The sequence below is a fragment of the Rhodococcus sp. IEGM 1341 genome (genome assembly GCF_030056895.1).
GTDB lineage: Bacteria > Actinomycetota > Actinomycetes > Mycobacteriales > Mycobacteriaceae > Rhodococcoides.
The window spans coordinates 52,435-71,932 of the sequence record NZ_JASHKV010000010.1; the positions used below are offsets into that span (position 1 = coordinate 52,435).

Annotated in this window: 19 protein-coding genes; 10 read left to right on the plus strand and 9 right to left on the minus strand. The window is 64.7% G+C overall.

Annotated elements, in window-relative coordinates; all coding sequences use genetic code 11:
* Nucleotides 1-31: 31 nt before the first annotated feature.
* Nucleotides 32-406, plus strand: coding sequence for a TetR/AcrR family transcriptional regulator (locus QM615_RS19235; RefSeq protein WP_283347770.1), 375 nt, complete (start codon nt 32-34; stop codon nt 404-406).
* Nucleotides 403-756 carry a PH domain-containing protein gene (locus QM615_RS19240; protein ID WP_068048169.1) on the plus strand — a complete coding sequence of 118 codons (354 nt, stop codon included), beginning with the start codon at nt 403-405 and terminating at the stop codon, nt 754-756. The genes QM615_RS19235 and QM615_RS19240 overlap by 4 nt, the downstream gene beginning before the upstream one ends.
* 37 nt (nt 757-793) lie before the next feature.
* Here the strand turns inward: QM615_RS19240 and QM615_RS19245 are convergent, their stop codons facing one another.
* On the minus strand, nt 794-2,275 hold the full coding sequence (locus QM615_RS19245) for an amino acid permease (protein ID WP_068048170.1): 1,482 nt from the start codon (nt 2,273-2,275) through the stop codon (nt 794-796).
* Nucleotides 2,276-2,692: 417 nt separating this feature from the next.
* Between QM615_RS19245 and groL the strand changes: the two genes are divergently transcribed.
* Nucleotides 2,693-4,318, plus strand: a complete 1,626-nt coding sequence (gene groL / locus QM615_RS19250) for a chaperonin GroEL (protein WP_008713461.1) — start codon at nt 2,693-2,695, stop codon at nt 4,316-4,318.
* Between the two features lie 124 nt (nt 4,319-4,442).
* Here groL and QM615_RS19255 read toward each other — a convergent pair whose 3' ends face one another.
* Nucleotides 4,443-4,796: a VOC family protein gene (locus tag QM615_RS19255; protein ID WP_094641430.1), complete on the minus strand. Its 354-nt coding sequence runs from the start codon at nt 4,794-4,796 to the stop codon at nt 4,443-4,445.
* A gap of 131 nt (nt 4,797-4,927) precedes the next feature.
* On the opposite strand from QM615_RS19255, the gene QM615_RS19260 reads away from it, so the two are divergent.
* On the plus strand, nt 4,928-5,707 hold the full coding sequence (locus QM615_RS19260) for an RsiV family protein (RefSeq protein WP_283347771.1): 780 nt from the start codon (nt 4,928-4,930) through the stop codon (nt 5,705-5,707).
* Between the two features lie 30 nt (nt 5,708-5,737).
* Nucleotides 5,738-6,640, plus strand: coding sequence for an alpha/beta fold hydrolase (locus QM615_RS19265; protein WP_068048175.1), 903 nt, complete (start codon nt 5,738-5,740; stop codon nt 6,638-6,640).
* Here the strand turns inward: QM615_RS19265 and QM615_RS19270 are convergent.
* Genes QM615_RS19270 through QM615_RS19285 form a run of 4 tightly spaced genes read right to left on the minus strand, consistent with a single transcriptional unit; the run spans nt 6,637 to nt 9,865 of the window.
* On the minus strand, nt 6,637-6,960 hold the full coding sequence (locus tag QM615_RS19270) for a putative quinol monooxygenase (RefSeq protein ID WP_068048178.1): 324 nt from the start codon (nt 6,958-6,960) through the stop codon (nt 6,637-6,639). The genes QM615_RS19265 and QM615_RS19270 overlap by 4 nt on opposite strands.
* 46 nt (nt 6,961-7,006) lie before the next feature.
* Nucleotides 7,007-8,032, minus strand: a complete 1,026-nt coding sequence (locus QM615_RS19275) for an NAD(P)-dependent alcohol dehydrogenase (protein ID WP_094641432.1) — start codon at nt 8,030-8,032, stop codon at nt 7,007-7,009.
* 5 nt (nt 8,033-8,037) lie between these two features.
* Entirely contained in the window at nt 8,038-8,811 is a 774-nt protein-coding gene (locus QM615_RS19280) for an iron-sulfur cluster assembly protein (RefSeq protein WP_502941895.1), read from the minus strand.
* A 10-nt stretch (nt 8,812-8,821) separates the two neighbouring features.
* A complete protein-coding gene (locus QM615_RS19285) occupies nt 8,822-9,865 on the minus strand; it encodes an amidohydrolase family protein (RefSeq protein WP_283347773.1) in 1,044 nt (347 codons plus the stop codon).
* Between the two features lie 153 nt (nt 9,866-10,018).
* On the opposite strand from QM615_RS19285, the gene QM615_RS19290 reads away from it, so the two are divergent.
* Together QM615_RS19290 and ligD are read left to right on the plus strand one after the other, a co-directional pair.
* Nucleotides 10,019-11,479, plus strand: coding sequence for an AAA-type ATPase lid domain-containing protein (locus QM615_RS19290; protein WP_283347774.1), 1,461 nt, complete (start codon nt 10,019-10,021; stop codon nt 11,477-11,479).
* Between the two features lie 18 nt (nt 11,480-11,497).
* Nucleotides 11,498-12,454, plus strand: a complete 957-nt coding sequence (gene ligD / locus QM615_RS19295; RefSeq protein WP_283347775.1) for a non-homologous end-joining DNA ligase — start codon at nt 11,498-11,500, stop codon at nt 12,452-12,454.
* 106 nt (nt 12,455-12,560) lie between these two features.
* Here ligD and argG read toward each other — a convergent pair whose 3' ends face one another.
* Both argG and QM615_RS19305 read right to left on the minus strand, forming a co-directional pair.
* Nucleotides 12,561-13,976, minus strand: a complete 1,416-nt coding sequence (argG, locus tag QM615_RS19300) for an argininosuccinate synthase (protein ID WP_068048189.1) — start codon at nt 13,974-13,976, stop codon at nt 12,561-12,563.
* Nucleotides 13,977-14,064: 88 nt separating this feature from the next.
* Entirely contained in the window at nt 14,065-14,772 is a 708-nt protein-coding gene (locus QM615_RS19305; protein WP_283347776.1) for a FadR/GntR family transcriptional regulator, read from the minus strand.
* Between the two features lie 100 nt (nt 14,773-14,872).
* Between QM615_RS19305 and aspA the strand changes: the two genes are divergently transcribed.
* From aspA to QM615_RS19320, 3 genes are read left to right on the plus strand one after another with little or no spacing between them, the layout of a single operon-like run.
* Nucleotides 14,873-16,312, plus strand: coding sequence for an aspartate ammonia-lyase (gene aspA / locus QM615_RS19310; protein WP_149406593.1), 1,440 nt, complete (start codon nt 14,873-14,875; stop codon nt 16,310-16,312).
* Nucleotides 16,313-16,316: 4 nt separating this feature from the next.
* Entirely contained in the window at nt 16,317-17,756 is a 1,440-nt protein-coding gene (locus QM615_RS19315) for an amino acid permease (RefSeq protein WP_283347777.1), read from the plus strand.
* Nucleotides 17,749-18,633 carry an asparaginase gene (locus QM615_RS19320; protein ID WP_283347778.1) on the plus strand — a complete coding sequence of 295 codons (885 nt, stop codon included), beginning with the start codon at nt 17,749-17,751 and terminating at the stop codon, nt 18,631-18,633. The genes QM615_RS19315 and QM615_RS19320 overlap by 8 nt, the downstream gene beginning before the upstream one ends.
* Before the next feature lie 45 nt (nt 18,634-18,678).
* Here the strand turns inward: QM615_RS19320 and QM615_RS19325 are convergent, their stop codons facing one another.
* A complete protein-coding gene (locus QM615_RS19325; RefSeq protein ID WP_283347779.1) occupies nt 18,679-19,485 on the minus strand; it encodes an MOSC domain-containing protein in 807 nt (268 codons plus the stop codon).
* Nucleotides 19,486-19,498 lie beyond the last annotated feature (13 nt).

A 19,498-nucleotide genomic window follows, 5' to 3' on the forward strand; every position in this document is an offset into this window, starting at 1 on the left:
CGATCGGTCATCAATCTGCCATGCTCGATGCATGGGACGTACCAGAAGCTTCGACGAGGCCACCGTCGTCGCGTCGGCCGCCGAGCAGTTTCGATCCAACGGCTACGAAGGGACGTCCCTGGACGATCTGCTGCGCGCCACGGGACTGCATCGCGGCAGTCTCTACCAGGCGTTCGGCAGTAAGCGAGGATTGTTTCTCGCCGCGTTGACCAGTACCCGATGGGACGTGGATCTGCTGCTCGTGGCGTTGTTGGAACTTGCGCCGTTCGACGACCATGTCCGCGAAATCTGCGCGAGCAGCCTTGCTTCCGGTGCCACCGAAGACGTCGCGCGCGCCCTCGGCGAACGGTTACTGGTGCGCGCCGGTATCGACTCGACCATTGCTATCGAAGGAGAACTCAGATGAATTCCGTGACCGTCGTCGACGGCACCCTGGTGGTGGAGCCGCAGGGGCTGGACAAGGTGTGGTCGTTCACTCGGAAGCTCGAGATCCCGCTGAGCAGCGTGCGCGGAGCTACCCACGATCCGGGAGCAAGCAAGGAGCCCAAGGGAATTCGAGCACCGGGGCTCGGTCTGCCGGGAAAGACCGCGGGCACGTTTCACCGCGACGGCGTCAAGACGTTCTACAACGTCACCGGCAGTGCCGACACGATCGTCATAGAGCTCGAGCAGCAGGAGTATCAGCGGCTGATTCTGACGGTGGAGGATCCGCGTGCGGTGGTGCAGCTGATCAACAACGCCGCCGCGGCCGCGTGACGGGGCACCGGTCTTCGGGCCCCGTCACGCGAATCGGCTACTCCTCCGGTTCGGTCGGGCGGTTGGCCACCACCGGGTACTGGCCGGTGTAGCCGAGGCGTTCTTCTGCCACCGCGAGCACCTTGGTGCGCACCAGGAACCAACCACCGATCAGTGCGGGGACGATGACCACCAGAGTGGCGATGGTCCAGCTGCCGATCGGGGCGTCGAAGGCCATCAGCACCAGCACTCCGAACAGGAACACCAGGGTCGCGTAGCTGGTGTACGGCGCTCCGAACAGCCGGAACTTGGGCCGCTCCACGATGCCCTTCTGGGACCAGCGGAACAGCTGGATCTGGCACAGCACGATGGTGGCCCAGCTGGCGATGATGCCCAGTGCCGACATGTTCAGCACGATCTCGAAGGCCTCGCCGGGGGCGATGGCGTTGAGCGCGACACCGAACAGCGTGATGAAGCAGGTGAGCAGAATGCCGCCGAACGGAACGCCGCCCTTGGTCATCTTCTTGGTGAACTCCGGCGCACTGCCGTTCATCGCCATCGACCGCAGGATGCGGCCCGTGGAGTACAGGCCGGCATTGAGGCTCGACAGTGCCGCGGTGAGCACGACGATGTTCATGATGGTGCCCGCGCCGCCGAGGCCGATGCTCGAGAAGAACGTCACGAACGGCGAGGTGCCGGACTGGTACGCGGTGTACGGCATCAGCAGGGCGAGCAGCACCAGCGAGCCGACGTAGAACAGTGCGATACGGGCGATGACCGAGTTGATCGCCCGCGGCATGATCTTCTCCGGGTTCTCGGTCTCACCGGCTGCGGTACCCACCAATTCGACTGCGGCATAGGCGAACACGACACCCGAGATGACGATGACCAGCGGCCATGCGCCGGATGGGAACAAGCCGCCGTTGTCGGTGATGAGACTGATGCCCGGCATCTGGGTGCCGACGGGGATTCGGCCCGCGAGGAACACCACGCCCACGATCAGGAACGTCACCAACGCGATGACCTTGATGATGGCGGCCCAGAATTCCATCTCGCCGAACCACTTGACCGACACGAGGTTCAGGCTCATGACGATGACCAGCGCGATCAACGCGATGACCCACTGCGGAATCACCTCGAAACTGCCCCAGTAGTGCATGTACGTCGCAATGGCGGTGACGTCCACGATGGCCGTCATCGCCCAGTTCAGGAAGTACATCCAGCCCGCGACGAAAGCGGCCTTCTCGCCGAAGAACTCCCGCGCGTACGAGACGAAGCTGCCCGACGACGGACGGTGCAGCACCAGCTCGCCGAGGGCCCGCAGAATGAAGAAGACGAAAATTCCGCAGAGCGCGTAGGCAAGGAACAGGCCGGGTCCGGCGCTGGCGAGGCGTCCACCCGCGCCGAGGAACAGGCCGGTGCCGATTGCGCCGCCGATCGCGATCATCTGCAACTGCCGAGGCTTCAGGCCCTTGTGGTAGCCCTCCTCCTCGTGGTCCATCGCCGAATTGTCGTACGAGGTGTCGACCGTATCGGACATGTTTCGATCCTTCTTGTCGTTTTTGTAGGGTTTTGTCCGAATTTTTTGGCGTCGAAGCTGTTGTGGCTCAACGGTATTAGCGCCGATGGTTCGAAGCACAGTATTCGGATGTTAACAACGCGTACAGATGTGAACAGTGCGTGAAGGACCCTCGCGAAGGTGAGCATCCGCTCGCGGCTGTCGCCGCGCGGTGGCGTCGGGCATGGGGGTGGCGGTGGTTCGCCCCTCGGCTTGCATGAATGGTCGACCTTGCACTCGCCATGGTCGAGTGCTAGAAATGCAGTTGGCACTCTCGACACGTGAGTGCCAGGTCGGGACACGGTGAGGCCGGGGAATCAACGACACCCCTGGTCGTCCGTCGCGGGCACCGAGCTCGGCCAGCAATGTGTCACCCCCAATCCGGAGGATCACTTCGCAATGGCCAAGATCATCGCGTTCGACGAAGAGGCACGCCGTGGCCTCGAGCGAGGCCTCAATGCCCTCGCCGACGCAGTAAAGGTGACGTTGGGCCCCAAGGGTCGCAACGTCGTACTCGAGAAGAAGTGGGGAGCTCCCACGATCACCAACGATGGTGTTTCCATCGCCAAGGAGATCGAGCTCGAAGATCCCTACGAGAAGATCGGTGCCGAGCTCGTCAAGGAGGTCGCCAAGAAGACCGACGACGTCGCAGGCGACGGCACCACCACCGCTACCGTTCTCGCTCAGGCACTCGTCCGTGAAGGCCTGCGCAACGTCGCAGCCGGCGCGAACCCGCTCGGCCTCAAGCGCGGCATCGAGAAGGCTGTTGCAGCCGTCACCGAGTCGCTGCTCGCGTCCGCCAAGGAGATCGACACCAAGGAGCAGATCGCTGCTACCGCTGGCATCTCCGCAGGCGACCCGTCCATCGGCGAGCTCATCGCCGAGGCAATGGACAAGGTCGGCAAGGAAGGCGTCATCACGGTCGAGGAGTCCAACACCTTCGGCCTGCAGCTCGAGCTCACCGAGGGCATGCGCTTCGACAAGGGCTACATCTCGGCGTACTTCGCCACCGATGCAGAGCGCCAGGAAGCCGTCCTCGAAGACGCGTACATCCTGCTCGTCAGCTCCAAGATCAGCACCGTCAAGGACCTGCTGCCGCTGCTGGAGAAGGTCATCCAGTCCGGCAAGCCGCTCGTCATCATCGCCGAGGACGTCGAGGGCGAAGCTCTCTCCACCCTCGTGGTGAACAAGATCCGTGGCACCTTCAAGTCCGTTGCCGTCAAGGCACCCGGATTCGGTGACCGTCGCAAGGCGCAGCTCGCCGACATCGCCATCCTCACGGGCGGCGAGGTCATCAGCGAAGAGGTCGGCCTCTCCCTGGAGACCGCCGGACTCGAGCTGCTCGGTCAGGCACGCAAGGTCGTCATCACCAAGGACGAGACCACCATCGTCGAAGGCTCGGGAGATTCCGACGCCATCGCCGGTCGCGTCAACCAGATCCGCGCCGAGATCGAGAACTCCGATTCCGACTACGACCGCGAGAAGCTGCAGGAGCGCCTGGCCAAGCTGGCCGGTGGCGTTGCAGTCATCAAGGCCGGAGCGGCAACCGAGGTCGAGCTCAAGGAGCGCAAGCACCGCATCGAAGATGCCGTGCGCAACGCCAAGGCAGCCGTCGAAGAAGGCATCGTCGCCGGTGGCGGCGTGGCACTGCTCCAGGCAGCGCCCGCACTCGACAACCTCAAGCTCGACGGTGACGAGGCAACCGGCGTGAACATCGTTCGCGTCGCACTGTCCGCCCCGCTCAAGCAGATCGCATTCAACGCCGGCCTCGAGCCCGGCGTCGTTGCGGACAAGGTCTCCAACCTGCCCGCAGGCCACGGCCTCAACGCCGCGACCAACGAGTACGAGGACCTGCTCGCTGCAGGCATCAACGACCCGGTCAAGGTCACCCGCTCGGCACTGCAGAACGCAGCGTCCATCGCGGCTCTGTTCCTCACCACCGAGGCCGTCGTCGCCGACAAGCCCGAGAAGGCCGGAGCGCCCGCCGGCGATCCGACCGGTGGCATGGGCGGCATGGACTTCTGAGTCCCTTGTTGCACTGAAGAAGCCCGGCACCTTTCGAGGTGCCGGGCTTTTTCGTGCGGCGGAGCTTCGAATCGGGTGCAACCAGCCGCGCTCAGCGCGGTCGGCTGCACCCGATTCGATGCAGTCAGTCCCGGTGATACGCGATGTTTATGACGTTGCCGTCGGGAGCGCGAACGAAGAACCGGCGCACGCCCCACGGCTCGGTGGTCAACGGATACACGATCTCGAAACCCAACTTCTGGGCTTCGGCGTATGCGCCGTCGACATCGTCGGTGAGCACCGACATCACCGAGTCTTCCGGTGCGCTCTGGTCGCCCGTCACCAACTGAACGCTGACCGGGCGATCGGGCGACGTCAGCCGCGCAACCCAGCCCATGTCGAACTCCTCCGAACGCAGTCCGAGAAACTCGGTGTAGAACGACTTGGCCGCGTCCACGTTCGGTACCCGCAGATTGGTGATGATGTTCCTCGTTCTCATCGAACTCTCCTCCAATTCGTGGACGGCAGGAAACCTGGACGTTCGACGCTAGCAGCGGAGTCGCCGGATGTGCGGTGGTTGAGTGAGCGGCCGCGTTGTGTTTAGTGTGGGTAATGGCTTGTATTCGCTCGATGACCGTCGCGTTGGCCGTGACCGTGGTCCTCGCGGGATGCTCCACCTCGGGAACTGCAACGCCGGAGCCCGCACCTCCTGCTACCGCGGCACCGGCTACGACGGTGAGCGTCGAGCCGACCGCGACAGCAGCGACCGAGCCCACCGAGGAGCCGGACGCCGCCGAGCCGTACGTTCTGGGCAGCACCCGCGTCGCCGGTTCCACGGGGAATGCGACGTACGACGTGGCCATTCCGCAGCTCAGTGGTGGGGACTCCGCCGTGACGGCGGAGTTCAACGAGTCGATGCGCGCGGCGCTCCAGGATCAGATCGATGGTGACTACGGGAACGACTTCGCTCTCAGCGACGGCTACTCGACGGGGACGACCCACGTGGGGAGCCGCGTGATCAGTGCCGAGCAGATCACCGGGTGGATCGCCGTCCCGCCCGGAGCGCATGGCAACTCTCTGATAGCGACCGTGACGATCGACGCGGACACCGCGCAACCGATCTCCCTCGACGATGCGTTCACCGATCTCGACGCAGGTCTGGCTCGGCTCTCCGATCAGGCAGCAAGAATTCTTCCGACCACCCGGGCCGGCGAGAGCTTCGAGCGCTCGGGCATCGAGCCGACCGTGGCCAACTTCGAAAACTGGACGGCGTCACCGGAAGGGATGAACATTCACTTCGGTGACTACCAGGTCGGGGCCTACGGAATCGGCCTCGTCACGATCACAGTTCCATGGGCGGATCTGTCGGATGTCCTCGCTCCCGGCATGCAGGATGTGCTGAGCAGCTGACCCTCTGCCCGACAATGCGAACATGGACCCATGATGATTCGCGCAGGGGTGCTGGACGTCGCCTTCGACCGATTCGGTGATCCGTCCGGGCGTTCGGTGGTGCTGCTGCACGGGTTTCCCTACGACCCGCGCGGTTACGATGACGTCGCGAGGCTGCTCGCCGATTCCGGTTACGACGTGGTGGTGCCGTACCTGCGCGGTTTCGGTCCGACCCGGTTCGTAGACGCGGCCACGATGCGCTCCGGTGAACAGGCTGCGATCGGCCACGATCTTCGCGAGCTGATCCTTGCGCTCGAACTCGACAAGCCCATCGTCGCCGGTTACGACTGGGGTGGGCGAGCGGCCTGCGTCGTTGCCGCGATGTGGCCGGAGCTGGTGTCGGGCCTGGTGAGCGTCTCCGGCTATCTGATCCAGGACATCGCCGCGGCGGTGTCGACGCCGGTGGCCCCGCACCTGGAGAAGCGGTTCTGGTACCAGTACTACCTGCACTCCGAGCGGGGTCGGGCCGGGCTCGCGGAGTACCGCGCAGAGATCGCACAGACACTGTGGACGGACTGGTCGCCCACCTGGCGGTTCGGGGACTCCGAATTCGCGGCCACCGCACCGTCGTTCGACAACCCCGACTTCGTGAACGTCTCCGTGCATTCCTACCGGCACCGCTACGGCATCGAGGTGGGGGACGCAGCCTACGCAGCGACCCAGGAGTTGCTGACCGAGCAACCGAGGATCACGGTGCCCACGGTCGTGATCGATCCGACCGAGGACACCGTCGCCTCGCTGTACGGCCGCCCGGACCACGCGGCACACTTCGACGATCTGATCGACGTTCGTCAGGTCGATTGCGGCCACAACCCGCCTCAGGAACTACCTGGGCAGTTCGCCGACGCCATCGTGACGCTGGGCCAGGTGGTCCGGGATCGCGGCTCGAACTAGTCGACCGCGAGCTCGCCCAGTTCGTTCCAGTCGGTGCCGTCCACTTCCTGGCTGATGATCTTCGGCGTCTCCTGCAGGTACGGCGGGAGATCCTTCTGTGCCTGCTTGAAGTGATCCGAATTCACGTGCGTCGCACCGGCATCGGGGTCCTTGAAGGCCTCCACCAGAACGTACTCTGTGGGGTCGTCGAGAGTGCGCGACCAGAAGTACCAGAGGCACCCTTCCTCGGCCTGGCACGCTTCGGTGAAGTCGCGTGAGATCTCGGGCCAGTTGTCGGCGTGCTCGGGCTTGATCTTGAACTTGGCGGTGATGAAGATCAACGGTGCTCCTCGTGGTCGAAGTGATGGTTCTTGCTACTACCCGTTTTCACGGTACGAGAATCGCGCGTCCGCGAACACGTCCGTTGTCGAGGTCGTCGATGGCGCTCTGGAAGTCGTCCAACGCATAGGTCTGCGTATGCAGGTTCACCGCGCCTCGCGCGGCGAGCGACATCAGATCGCACAGGTCGTTGTACGACCCGACGAGGTTGCCGACGATGTTCTTCTCCTCGGAGATCAGGTCGATCGTCGGGACGTCGATGTTCTCGCCGTATCCGACGACGTGGTAGTCGCCGGCTCGTCTGGTCATCGCCAATCCTTCTGCGGTGGAACCACCTTCGCCGACGAAGTCGAGCACCACCTCGGCACCGAACCCGCCGGTGAGCTCCATGATCTGGTCCACCTGACTGCCGTCGGCGACCACCGCGTGATCGGCACCGAGGGTCAGCGCAAGCTTGACCGCGTCGGCGTTGCGGTCGATGACGATGAGTTCGGCGGGGGAGAGTGCCTCGAGAACCTGAATGCCGATGTGGCCCAGACCGCCCGCACCGATGACGACACACTTGTCGCGGGGTGTGAGCCGTCGGGCCGCTTTCGCCGCCGCGTGATAGGCGGTCAGGCCGGCGTCGGCGAGTGCGGCCACCGCGGACGGCTCGAGCGAGTCGTCGATCTTCACCACTGTCCTGGCATTGGTCCGCAGGTAATCCGCGTACCCACCGTTGGTGTCGATTCCCGGGAAATCGCTTGTCTCGCAGTGAACGTCGTCGCCGGACCGGCAGGCGCGGCACAGTCCACACGTGACCAACGGATGCAGAATCACCTTGTCGCCCTCGGTGACGTTGGTGACGGCCGATCCCACCGCATGCACCCAGCCAGCGTTCTCGTGGCCGATCGTGTACGGCAATGTGACACCGGACTTTTCGGCCCACTGGCCTTCGAGAATGTGCAGATCGGTGCGGCACACGCCTGCTCCGCCGATCTTCACGATCACGTCGAGGGGGCCTTGCACTTCGGGAATCGGGACCTCGGTCATCTCCAGCTTCCGGTGGTAGCCGACAACCTGGACGGCGCGCATCGTGCTCATCGTGAATGCTCCTGTGTAGTGCGTTGTGGGACAGCGACAGTGGTCAGGGGAATGAATGCGCCCTCTGCGCGTGGGACTTGCTGTTCCTCGGCGCCGGGGTATCGGGTCTGCAGCAGTCCGCGGCAGAAGTGGGCGTTGCCGTCGATCGACACGCGGGTGGCGCGGGCTCGCCGCATCACCATCGTCAGGTCCCCGGTGTGCGGGCGGCCGGCGTGATCGACCAGAGCCGAGGCGGCCGGATCCGTGCGAAGTCCGAGTGCCTCACGGCGGCGGAGCAATGCGTTCGACGTTCGGTCGTCCGCAAGATCCCCGAGCACGACCGTCGACAGATCGTTCTCGGTCGCATCGGGATTCGCCCGCAACCATGCTTTGAGCGAGCGTTCCATCGCAGCTACGTACGCTTTGCGGCGGAACGTCGCTCGTAGCTCGTCGAGGTTCTCCTCGGCTTCGTGTCCGAAAGTGCCGCGGTAGCCGGCGTCGGCGGCAAGGCCGGCGTTGATCTTGTCCGAGTCGTGGTGATCGTCGAGCTCGACCAGCACTCGCTCGGTCCATGGCAACGCCGTCAGCACGTCCTTGGAGTCTCCCGCCATCAGATACGCGAAGTTCGGTGAACAGAACGACGTCGGCAGCCGGAGATGAACATGCACGACGCCGTCGTCGACCTCGAGGGATCGGACGAACCCGAGATCGGTGATGGGCTCGTCCAATTCGGGATCGAGGACGAGTCCGAGAGCGGCGAACGCCTCGTCGTGCCTCGACAGGGTTGCAATTACCGACACGTCACACCCCCGCGAGGTCGGCGCGTTCGGGTTGACGCGGTCCGGTCTCGGTTTCGTCGGCGTCGGGCAGCTGCAGCTCGGCGGGCACCGGGATGTCGTACATCTTCGCGGCGTTGAGCCCGAGCACCTTCTTCTTCTGCTCGATCGTGATGGGCGCGTATTCGTCGAGGGACTCGTGGATCTGGAAATCGACGAATCCTTCGACCAACCACTTGGGCGTCCACAGCGCGTAGTCGGAGGAGAAGAAGATGCGGTCCTCGCCCAGCCAGTACAGCAGCTCGCCCATGATCTGCCCGAAATACTTCGGACGCGTGTGCATGAACGGAATGGCCACGGCAAGTCCGGCGTACACGTTCGGTTCCTGGGTGGCGATCCAGCAGAAGTCTTCGAGCCGCGGCAGTCCGCAGTGCTCGACGACGAAGTTCAGGTCCGTGAAATCGGTGGCCACGTGGTCGACGTCCGCCACGTCGAAGGCATCACGGTCGAGCGGGCGGATGGTCGGGCCCTTGTGCACGTGGATGTTCTTGATGCCGACCTCGCGGCACACTTCGAGGTAGCGCCGCGTCCAGTCGTCGTCGAGCTTGTAGCCGCGGGAATCGCCGTTCCACTCGGCTGTGTAGAGCTTGACGCCTTTCAGCCCGAATCGTTCTGCGTCCGCGCGTAGCTGGTCGAGGCCACGCTCGCCGTTGCGAGGATCGAAGTGGTGGTTGTAGGTCAGCTTGTCCGGGTTGGCCGCAGCCAGTGCCGATGCTTCGTCGGTCTGGCCGAAGCCGCGGTGATAGAACTCGCCGAGGTGGGCCGGCTGGAAGATGGCGTGATCGACGTAGCCGATCTCGAACAGGTCGTGCATCAGCCGCTCACCGCCCTGGTAGAGGTACTCCTCGTAGCTCCACAGCTCGGATTCGGGGGACAGGTTGCGGTGGTAGTCGTAGAAGCAGTCGATGAACTGCTTGCCGTGGATGTTGCGCTGGTTCTCCGCGCGCGCATCCCACAGGGCGATGTGTGCGTCGACGATGAAGTAGTTCTCGCCGTTTTTCGTGTACATGCGGTGGGCCTCCCGAATTGCAGTGCGTGACGTGGGTCACGTTGATCTGTGCACGACGGTAGGGCTGTGGGGCCGCCTCGAGGGCCCCGCGACGTCTCAATTCGAGACGATCGGCGGGGTGAGATTGCGACATGCGAATGTAACGTGGGTCACATGGCTGAACCGGAGGGTCTCGTGCGAGCCCGACTCCACTCCGAGCCCCTCGCTGCCGTCTCGCACCGGCTGCTCGCATCCTGGCACCGCAGTCAGCGGTACGGGGTCTCGCTCGACGAGGTTGCTCCCGTCTTCTCCGGAACGTACGACGGCGAATCCCTGTTCTATCGCTGCGGCCGGGAGGTGCTCGACGGTCTGCGCGACACGCTGGCGAACGAGCCGGTATCGATGATGCTGACCGACGCCGACGGTCTCGTACTGGATCGCGTCAGCGCGGACCGCGAGTTGCTGGCCGCGCTCGATCGCGTGCACCTGGCACCCGGGTTCTCCTACGCCGAGGATCAGACCGGCACCAACGGACTCGCACTCGCGCTGGCGGATCGGGTACCTGCGGTGGTGAAGGCGGACGAACACTACTCGCTCTCGTTGGCCGGGTACACGTGTGCGGCCGCTCCCGTTCTCGATCCACTGACCGGCCGGGTGGAGGGGTGTGTGAATCTCACGACGTGGTCGCAGTCGTCCTCGGATCTGCTTCTGGCCCTTGCTCAATCGGCGGCCGGAAACACCTCGGCGATGATGCTCGCACGGTCGCAGGGCCAGCAGCCCAGGCCCGCACCGCGCGGTGAGGTCTTCCGAGTCGAGACCGCGCACAGCGGAGCAGGATCCGGCATCGTCGACGACCTCTCGTCGGCCTGGCGCAGTGCACTGGGCTCGGCGACATCGGCGCTGGCCGATCACGGTTCGGTGCTGATGGTCGGCGAGGCGGGATCGGGACGAGCTACCGTCCTGGCCCGAGCGCTGCGGACATCTCGGCCCCGCGGCCGCATCCTCAGCGCCGGTGCGCCCGCTGCCCGTGACGTCGAGGCCTGGCTCGACCTGTGGACCCCCGAATTGCCGAAACCCGATACCGCCGTGGTCATCCGCGACGTCGACAGGCTGCCCGCCCGTGCGGCAGACACGTTGGCGGAACTGCTTCGTCGTGCAGGGGCAGGTGTGCCGGTGACCGTCACGGCATCGAACTACGACGACGTTCCGCATGCACTCGCCGGATTGCTGCGCACAGTCGTCGAATTGCCTTCCCTGCGACATCGGCCCGACGACATCGCGCCGCTCGCCCTGCACCTCGCGGGCCGGGTACGCGGCCGGGCCGTCAGGCTGACCACCGCCGCCGAGCGGGCGCTGCGGGAGTACGCCTGGCCGGGAAACGTCGCGGAACTGGCGACGGTCATGCATCGGGCCGCGATCCGCGCAGACGTCATCGGCATCGAACACCTGTCGCCGGAGGTGCTGTCGCACACCACCCATCGACTCACCCGCATCGAGACATTCGAGCGGGACGAGATGATTCGCGTGCTCTCGCAACCCGGCATCACGATGAACGACGCGGCCGAGGAACTCGGCATGAGCCGAGCGACCATCTACCGCAAGCGAGACCGATACGGCATCACGCTGCGTTCGTGATCGCCTACGCTCGATCTCATGGCCAGTAGCTCACCGTCGATCGAGTTGCCGGTCGGCGACCGCACCGTACGAATCTCCAACCCCGATCGGGTGTATTTCCCCGACAGCGGTGCCACCAAGCTGGATCTGGTGAACTACTACCTGAGCGTGGGCGACGGCATCGTGCGGGCACTGAGGGAGCGGCCCTGCATGATGCACCGCTTCCCCAAGGGTCTCGCCGGAGACAAGGTGCACCAGAAGCGCGTACCCAACGGAGCGCCGCCGTGGCTCGAGACGGTGCAGGTTACCTTCCCCCGCTACAACCGCACTGCCGACGAATTGTGCGTGACGGAGTTGGCGCACGTGGCCTGGGCGGTGCAGATGTCGACCGTCGAGTTCCATCCGTGGAACAGCCGCCGCGCCGACGTGGAGATGCCCGACGAGTGGCGCATCGACCTCGACCCGATGCCCGACTGCCCCTTCGACCGAGTGCGACGCGTCGCCGGGGTCGTTCAGGAGGTGTTGGAAGACCTCGGAGCCGTCGGCTGGCCCAAGACCTCCGGCGGTCATGGACTGCACATCTACGTGCGCATCGACCCGGCCTACGGATTCAAGGATTTACGAAGGGCTGCGCTGGCTTTCGCGCGTGAGGTCGAGCGTCGCGCACCCGAGGACGTGACCACGACGTGGTGGCGCAAGGACCGCGACCCGTCGAAATTGTTCGTCGACTACAACCAGAATGCCCGCGATCACACCATCGCCAGCGCGTATTCGGTGCGCGGAAATCAACAGGCGACGGTCTCGACGCCGATCTCCTGGGACGAGGTCGCGAGCGTCGACCCGCGCGAGTTCACGATGTTCACGGTGCCGGCCAGATTCGCCGAGTTGGGTGACCTGCACGCCGGCATCGACGACGCAGTGTTCGCCATCGACGAGTTACTCGAATGGGCGGAGCGGGACGAGCATCAGGGCTTGGTCGAGCCTGCAGAAGACTGACCCCGCCGAACTCGCAGTTATGTACGGAAATCGGCGGAAATCCGTGCATAACTGCGAGTTCGGGCAGGAGTGGAGCCTGCGGAACGACCCAGTTGCGCAAGCAGTTCTAGTCGGTACCGGACTCGATGGCGGCGTGGTCGAGTGCCGAGGAGTCGACGGAGCTGTCGGGGCCGCTTGCTGCGATGGCGTCGGCTCCGCCTGCGGGCAGTTCGCCGATCAGGTCGCCCCAAGCGGTGAGTTGATTCTGCGCGGCGTATTGCTCGAGTTTGCTGCGTGAATCGGCGATGTCGAGGTTGCGCATGGTGAGCTGGCCGATGCGGTCGCCGGGGAAGAATGCCTGGCCCTGGCTGCGTTCCATCGACAGCTTCTCGGGGTGGTAGCTGAAGTTGCTGCCCTGGGTGTCGACGATGGTGAAGTCCTGGCCGCGGCGCAGTCGCAGTGTCACGCTGCCGCTGACGACGTTGCCGACCCACCGCTGCAGGCCCTCACGGAGCATCAGCGCCTGCGGATCGAACCAGCGTCCCTCGTACAGCAGGCGTCCGAGTCGACGGCCCTCGTTGTGGTAAGAGGCGACGGTGTCCTCGTTGTGGACGGCGTTGACGAGGCGTTCGTAGGTGATGTGCAGCAGCGCCATGCCGGGGGCCTCGTAGATGCCGCGACTCTTGGCTTCGATGATGCGGTTCTCGATCTGGTCGCTCATGCCGAGACCATGGCGACCGCCGATGGAGTTGGCCTCCATGACGAGGTCGACAGCGCTGTCGAAGGTCTTGCCGTTGATGCGGACCGGGCGGCCGCGCTCGAACTCGACGGTGACCTCCTCGGCGGCGATCTCCACCTCGGGGTCCCAGAACTTCACGCCCATGATGGGGTTGACGATCTCGAGCGAGGTGTCGAGGTATTCGAGGCTCTTGGCCTCGTGGGTGGCACCCCAGATGTTGGCGTCGGTGGAGTACGCCTTCTCGGCAGAGTCGCGGTAGGGGAGCGTGCGCTGGCTGAGCCACTGCGACATCTCGTGCCGGCCGCCGAGCTCGGCGACGAATGCCTCGTCGAGCCAGGGCTTGTAGATCCGCAGCTGCGGATTGGCGAGCAGGCCGTAGCGGTAGAACCGCTCGATGTCGTTGCCCTTGTACGTCGATCCGTCGCCCCAGATCGAGACGCCGTCTTCCTGCATGGCGCGGACCAGCATCGTGCCGGTGACCGCGCGGCCGAGCGGGGTGGTGTTGAAGTACGTCTGCAGCGACGAACGAATGTGGAATGCGCCGCAGGTCAGTGCAGCCAGGCCCTCCTCGACGAGCGGCTCGCGGCAGTCGATGAGCCGCGCTTGCTCGGCCCCGTAGGCCAGGCCGCGCTCGGGCACATCGGACAGATCCGGCTCGTCGTACTGGCCGATGTCGGCGGTGTACGCATACGGCACTGCGCCGTGCTCGCGCATCCACGCCACGGCCACCGAGGTGTCGAGACCGCCGGAGAATGCAATGCCGATTCGTTCACCGACCGGGAGAGAGTTCAATACCTTCGTCACGGCAGCAGCCTAGTAGGGGTCGTTCCGCGGGCTCCACTCCCGGCCTAGTAGGGATCGTTCCGCAGGCTCCACTCCCGGCCTAGTCGTACTACTGATCCGGCCTATCGGCGAGCGACTCCACTGCACCCCGGACCGCATCGAGATGCACGGTCATGGCGCGGGCTGCCGCGTCGTATTCGCCGGATCGGATGCCGTCGACGATCGCGTCGTGTTCGACGTTGGATTGCTGCTGCCGATGTGCGACGAGGTTGAGGGTCTCCGACTGCCGCGTCAACGCATCCCGAATATCGACGATGATCGCCTCGAATACGCGGTTCTTGCTCGCTCGCGCGATCGCCGTGTGGAACTGCGCGTCCAGCAGTACCCAGGCCTCGTGGTCGTCCTCGGAGCGCATCTCGTCGGCCAGACCGGCGAGCACCGTCAACTCCTCGTCGGTGCGACGCTCCGCGGCCCAGCCGGCAGCGGGAATCTCCACGTGGGGGCGGGCCTCCATGAGCTCGCGGGCGGCGTAGTTGCCGATGTCGAGGTCGCTTCCGACGCGGTCGCGAACGACGAAAGTGCCCAGGCCCGTTTTGGTTTCGGTCAGGCCGAGGGCATGGCAGGAACGTAGCGCCTCACGGATGACCGAGCGGCTGACGCTGTGCCGGGTGGCGAGCGCGGCCTCGGAAGGCAACTTCTGCCCGACGGGGAGATCGCCCGACGCGATCGCCGAGCGGAGGTCGGCGAACACCGCCTCGGCTGCGCTCATTCGGGCATTCGTGGGCGCACTGACTGCCCAGCTGTCCGACAGGTTCATGACGCAATCCTAGCCTGGGGTTGACCGATGAGGTGTTCTGCGCCACACTTTACCTGTCAGACAGCCGGACAGCTGGACACCCTCACCTAGGAGCGCAACCGTGGCCGATACCCGCATCGAGAAGGATCTTCTCGGGGAACGCGACATCCCGACGACTGCGTACTGGGGGATCCACACCCTGCGCGCTCTCGAGAACTTCCCCATCACCGGGCGTCCGATCTCCACCAATGCGCACCTCGTTCGCGGACTAGCAGCGGTGAAGTGGGCGGCTGCGTCGGCCAATCAGGATCTCGGAATTCTCGACGCCACCCGCGGGGAAGCAATCCGCACGGCGTGCCAGGAAATCCTCGACGGCCAGTGGCACGAGGAGTTCGTCGTCGACGTCATCCAGGGCGGTGCGGGCACCTCGACCAACATGAACGCCAACGAGGTCATCGCCAACCGTGCGCTGGAAATCCTCGGGCACGCCCACGGCGAGTACAGCATGCTGCACCCCAACGAGCACGTGAACGCGTCGCAGTCCACCAACGACGTGTATCCGACGTCGGTGAACATCGCGACCATCTTCGCGGTCCACGAGCTCATCGCCTCGATGAAGGTGTTGCGGGATTCGTTCGGCCGCAAAGCAAGCGAGTTCGCCACCGTCGTCAAGATGGGCCGCACACAGCTGCAGGACGCGGTGCCGATGACTCTCGGTCAGGAGTTCGGCACCTACGCGATCATGATCGACGAGGACTGCTCGCGGCTCGAGGAAGCAGCGCTGCTGGTGCACGAGATCAACCTCGGAGCCACCGCCATCGGTACCGGACTCAACGCTCCTGCCGGATACACCGAATCGGCCGTCGCACATCTGCGGACGATCACCGGTCTGCCGCTGGTGACGGCAACGGACCTGATCGAGGCAACGCAGGACGTCGGCCAGTTCGTCCACCTGTCCGGTGTGCTCAAGCGGGTTGCGGTGAAACTGTCGAAGATCTGCAACGATCTGCGGCTGCTGTCGTCCGGTCCGCGGGCAGGCTTCAACGAGATCAATCTGCCTCCGATGCAGGCGGGTTCGTCGATCATGCCCGGAAAGGTCAACCCCGTCATCCCCGAGGTGCTCAATCAGGTCGCCTACGAGGTGATCGGGCACGACGTCACGATCACGATGGCGGCCGAGGCCGGACAGTTGCAGCTCAACGCATTCGAGCCGATCATCGTCAAGTCCCTGTCCGACGGTATGGCGCATCTGAGTGCCGCGTGCCGCACCGTCGCGCATCGCTGCGTGGACGGCATCACCGCAAACGTCGATCTGCTGCGTGAGCGCGTCGAGAACTCCATCGGCCTGATCACCGCGCTGAGCCCGTATCTCGGATACGTCGAATCGACTGCGATTGCCCAGGAAGCGTTGGTCAGTGGGCGCAATGTGGTCGACCTCGTACTCGAGAAGGGGCTGCTGGCCCGGGACGAGCTCGATCGGCTCCTGAGTCCCGAGCACCTCGCCAACCTTCGAGTGGCACCCGTCGAGCATGCAGATGCTCCCGAGACGTCGACGAGGTGACGCGATGAGCACCGAGAACAGGAGTGTCGATACCCGCAAGGCCTTCACCGAGGAAGACCCCGGTTATCGAAAAGAGCTGGCCCCACGTCAGATTCAGATGATCGCCATCGGCGGTGCCATCGGGACCGGGCTGTTCATGGGAGCCGGTGGCCGCCTCCGTGACGCAGGTCCGGCGCTGGTACTGGTGTATGCGCTGTGCGGATTCTTCGCCTTCCTGATCCTGCGCGCTCTGGGCGAACTGGTGATGCACCGGCCGACCTCGGGCTCGTTCGTCTCGTACTCGCGCGAATTCTTCGGGGAGAAGGTCGCTTTCGCGGCCGGCTGGCTGTACTGGATGAACTGGGCGATGACGGCGGTCGTCGACGTGACGGCCGTGGCGTTGTACATGAACTTCTTCAGGAAGTACTGGGCCCCGCTCGGCGACATCGACCAGTGGGTGTTCGCACTCGGGGGCCTGCTGCTCGTTCTCGGTCTGAACCTGGTGTCGGTGAAGGTGTTCGGTGAGCTCGAGTTCTGGTTCGCGCTCATCAAAGTCGTTGCACTGGTGACGTTCCTGTTGATCGGTACCTACTTCGTCATCTTCGGAACGCCCATCGACGGGCAGGAGCCGGGGTTGAGCGTGCTCACCGACAACGGCGGACTGATCCCCAACGGGCTGTTGCCTGCAATCGTGGTGATCCAGGGCGTGGTGTTCGCGTACGCCTCGATCGAGCTGGTCGGCACCGCTGCCGGGGAGACGCAGAACCCCGAGAAGGTCATTCCCAAGGCGATCAACACCGTTATCATCCGTATCGTCGTGTTCTACGTCGGCTCGGTGCTGCTGCTCTCGTTGTTGTTGCCGTACACCAGCTATCAGGCCGGCGAGAGTCCATTCGTGACGTTCTTCGGAGCCATCGACGTCGAGGGCGCCGACGCGATCATGAACCTCGTGGTCCTCACTGCGGCACTGTCCTCGCTCAACGCCGGCCTCTACTCCACCGGACGCATCCTGCATTCGATGGCGATCGCCGGTTCGGCTCCCGCATTCGCTGCGCGGATGAACAAATCGGGTGTGCCGTACGGCGGAATCGCACTGACGTCGGTGGTGACGCTGCTCGGCGTCGTGCTCAACGCAGTGGTCCCGGCGCAGGCATTCGAGATCGTCCTCAACCTCGCCGCTCTCGGCATCATCAGCGCCTGGGCCGTCATCGTGGCGTGTCAGCTGAAGTTCTGGTCGCTGTCCAAGACCGGTGCGGTCACTCGACCTGCGTTCCGATTGTTCGGTGCCCCGTACACCGGATACGCAACGCTAGGCTTCTTGGCGTGTGTACTCGTGCTGATGGCCTTCGACAAACCGGTCGGTACCTGGACGGTGGCGTCGATCCTGCTCATCGCGCCGATGCTCGTCGGTGGTTGGTTCCTGTGCCGCAAACGAATCCGAGAGGTGGCGGCGCGCAGTGAGTAAGTTTGTCGCCCTGTTGACCACCGGTGGGACGATTGCCAGTAGTCGCGACGAGCACGGTGTCTCTCGTCCGGTCGCCGGTGTCGGGGTGGATGTCGACGGCGTCGCGGTGCGCGAGGTGATGTCGAAGGACAGCTCGGCCTTGGACTTCGCGGATCTCGACACCATCCGGACGGCGGTGGCGGACGCGCTCGCCGAGGACGGATGCGTCGGAGTGGTGGTGCTGCACGGGACGGACACGATGGAGGAGTCGGCGTTGTACGTCGATCTGTTCCACGACGACGAGCGTCCGGTGGTGTTCACCGGTGCGCAGCGCACTGCCGATCATGCCGATCCGGACGGCCCCGGCAACATTGCTGCGGCAGTGGCAGCAGCGCAGTCCGAGCGGGGTGTATTGATCGCCTTCGGTGGGCGCTTGCTGCCCGCGCGTGGTGCGATCAAGAAACACACCACCGAGCTCGACGCGTTCCGCTCCGCCGCATTGCCGCGACCGAAACCCTTGCCGTGGAAATCCATTGCCGGGGTCCGCGTGGACATCGTCGCGCTGTATCCCGGTGCCGACGGTCTGCAGGTCGATGCGTGCCGCCAGGCGGGGGCGTCTGGCATCGTGCTCCAGGCTCTGGGCTCGGGCAACACCAACGCCGGCGTGGTGCATGCGGTGAAAGAAGCAGTGGCTGCTGGGGTGCACGTGGTCGTCACGACGCGGGTGCCGTTCGGTGAGACCTCGCCGACGTACGGCGGCGGCGGGGGTGGACACGATCTGGTCGATGCAGGTGCGGTGTTCTCCCGGGAATTGCGGGCAGGGCAGGCACGGATCCAGTTGGCGGCGCTGATAGCAGCGGAAGCAAGTGCGATGGTTGTCCACAATTCGTTCTCGTAGACGGAAAGCCGTCTGCGAACGCACAGAGTGGACAATCATCGCGAGCTACAGCTCCGACTCGCCCCAACTCTCGACGCGTAGTTCGTCGCCGACGGTCACCGTGCCGTTCTGCAGCACGGAGAATTTCGACCCGAAGGCAACGCCCTTCTGTCGGCCGCGGCGGTAGTCACCCAGGGTGCGCAGCGGCTCGGGGCCGGTGCGCTCACCGGTTGTCTGCTCGACGGTGGTGACGGCGCACCGGATCGCCAGCTTGGTGTACGCGAGACGCGTGGATCCGATGGTCACCTCCCGCACCTCGTCTTCCCGATGCGGTTCGTCCCAGCCGTCGACGACGATATTGGGACGAAATCGATTCATCGGCAATGCGGCGTCGAGTCGGGAATTGAGCCCGGTTAGCGTGGCGGTCGAGAGGATGTGGACTGCCGCACTGTCGGCGAATTGGGCTGCGCCGGGCGATATTCCGTCGGTGATCCGGCCTAGGTCGCGCGGCGCGGCGACGAGCCTCGACGGTTCTCCGATCACCTCGGTCAGCCAGCCCGCGACCTCGTTGCCCTGATCGATGCCCCGCATCGGCGCTCGGAACATGGTGATGTCGCGCGACTCGGAGTCGCGGTCGATGGCCACGGTCACCGAACCCATCGCTGCGTGGTCGAGCGTCAGCGACTCGTCCGTCACCGAGCATCGAACGACCGCGAGGCCTGGGTCGCTACGTTGACTACGAAATGCGCCGTCGGCGTCGACGATCATGAATGCGCGATCGTGCTCGAGGCCGGTAGCGCTCACGTGGGCAGAATCCAACGCTGCACCTGCGCATCCCTTGACTGGGTAGGTCAGCAGAGAAGACACGCGCACCCGTCGAGGATAC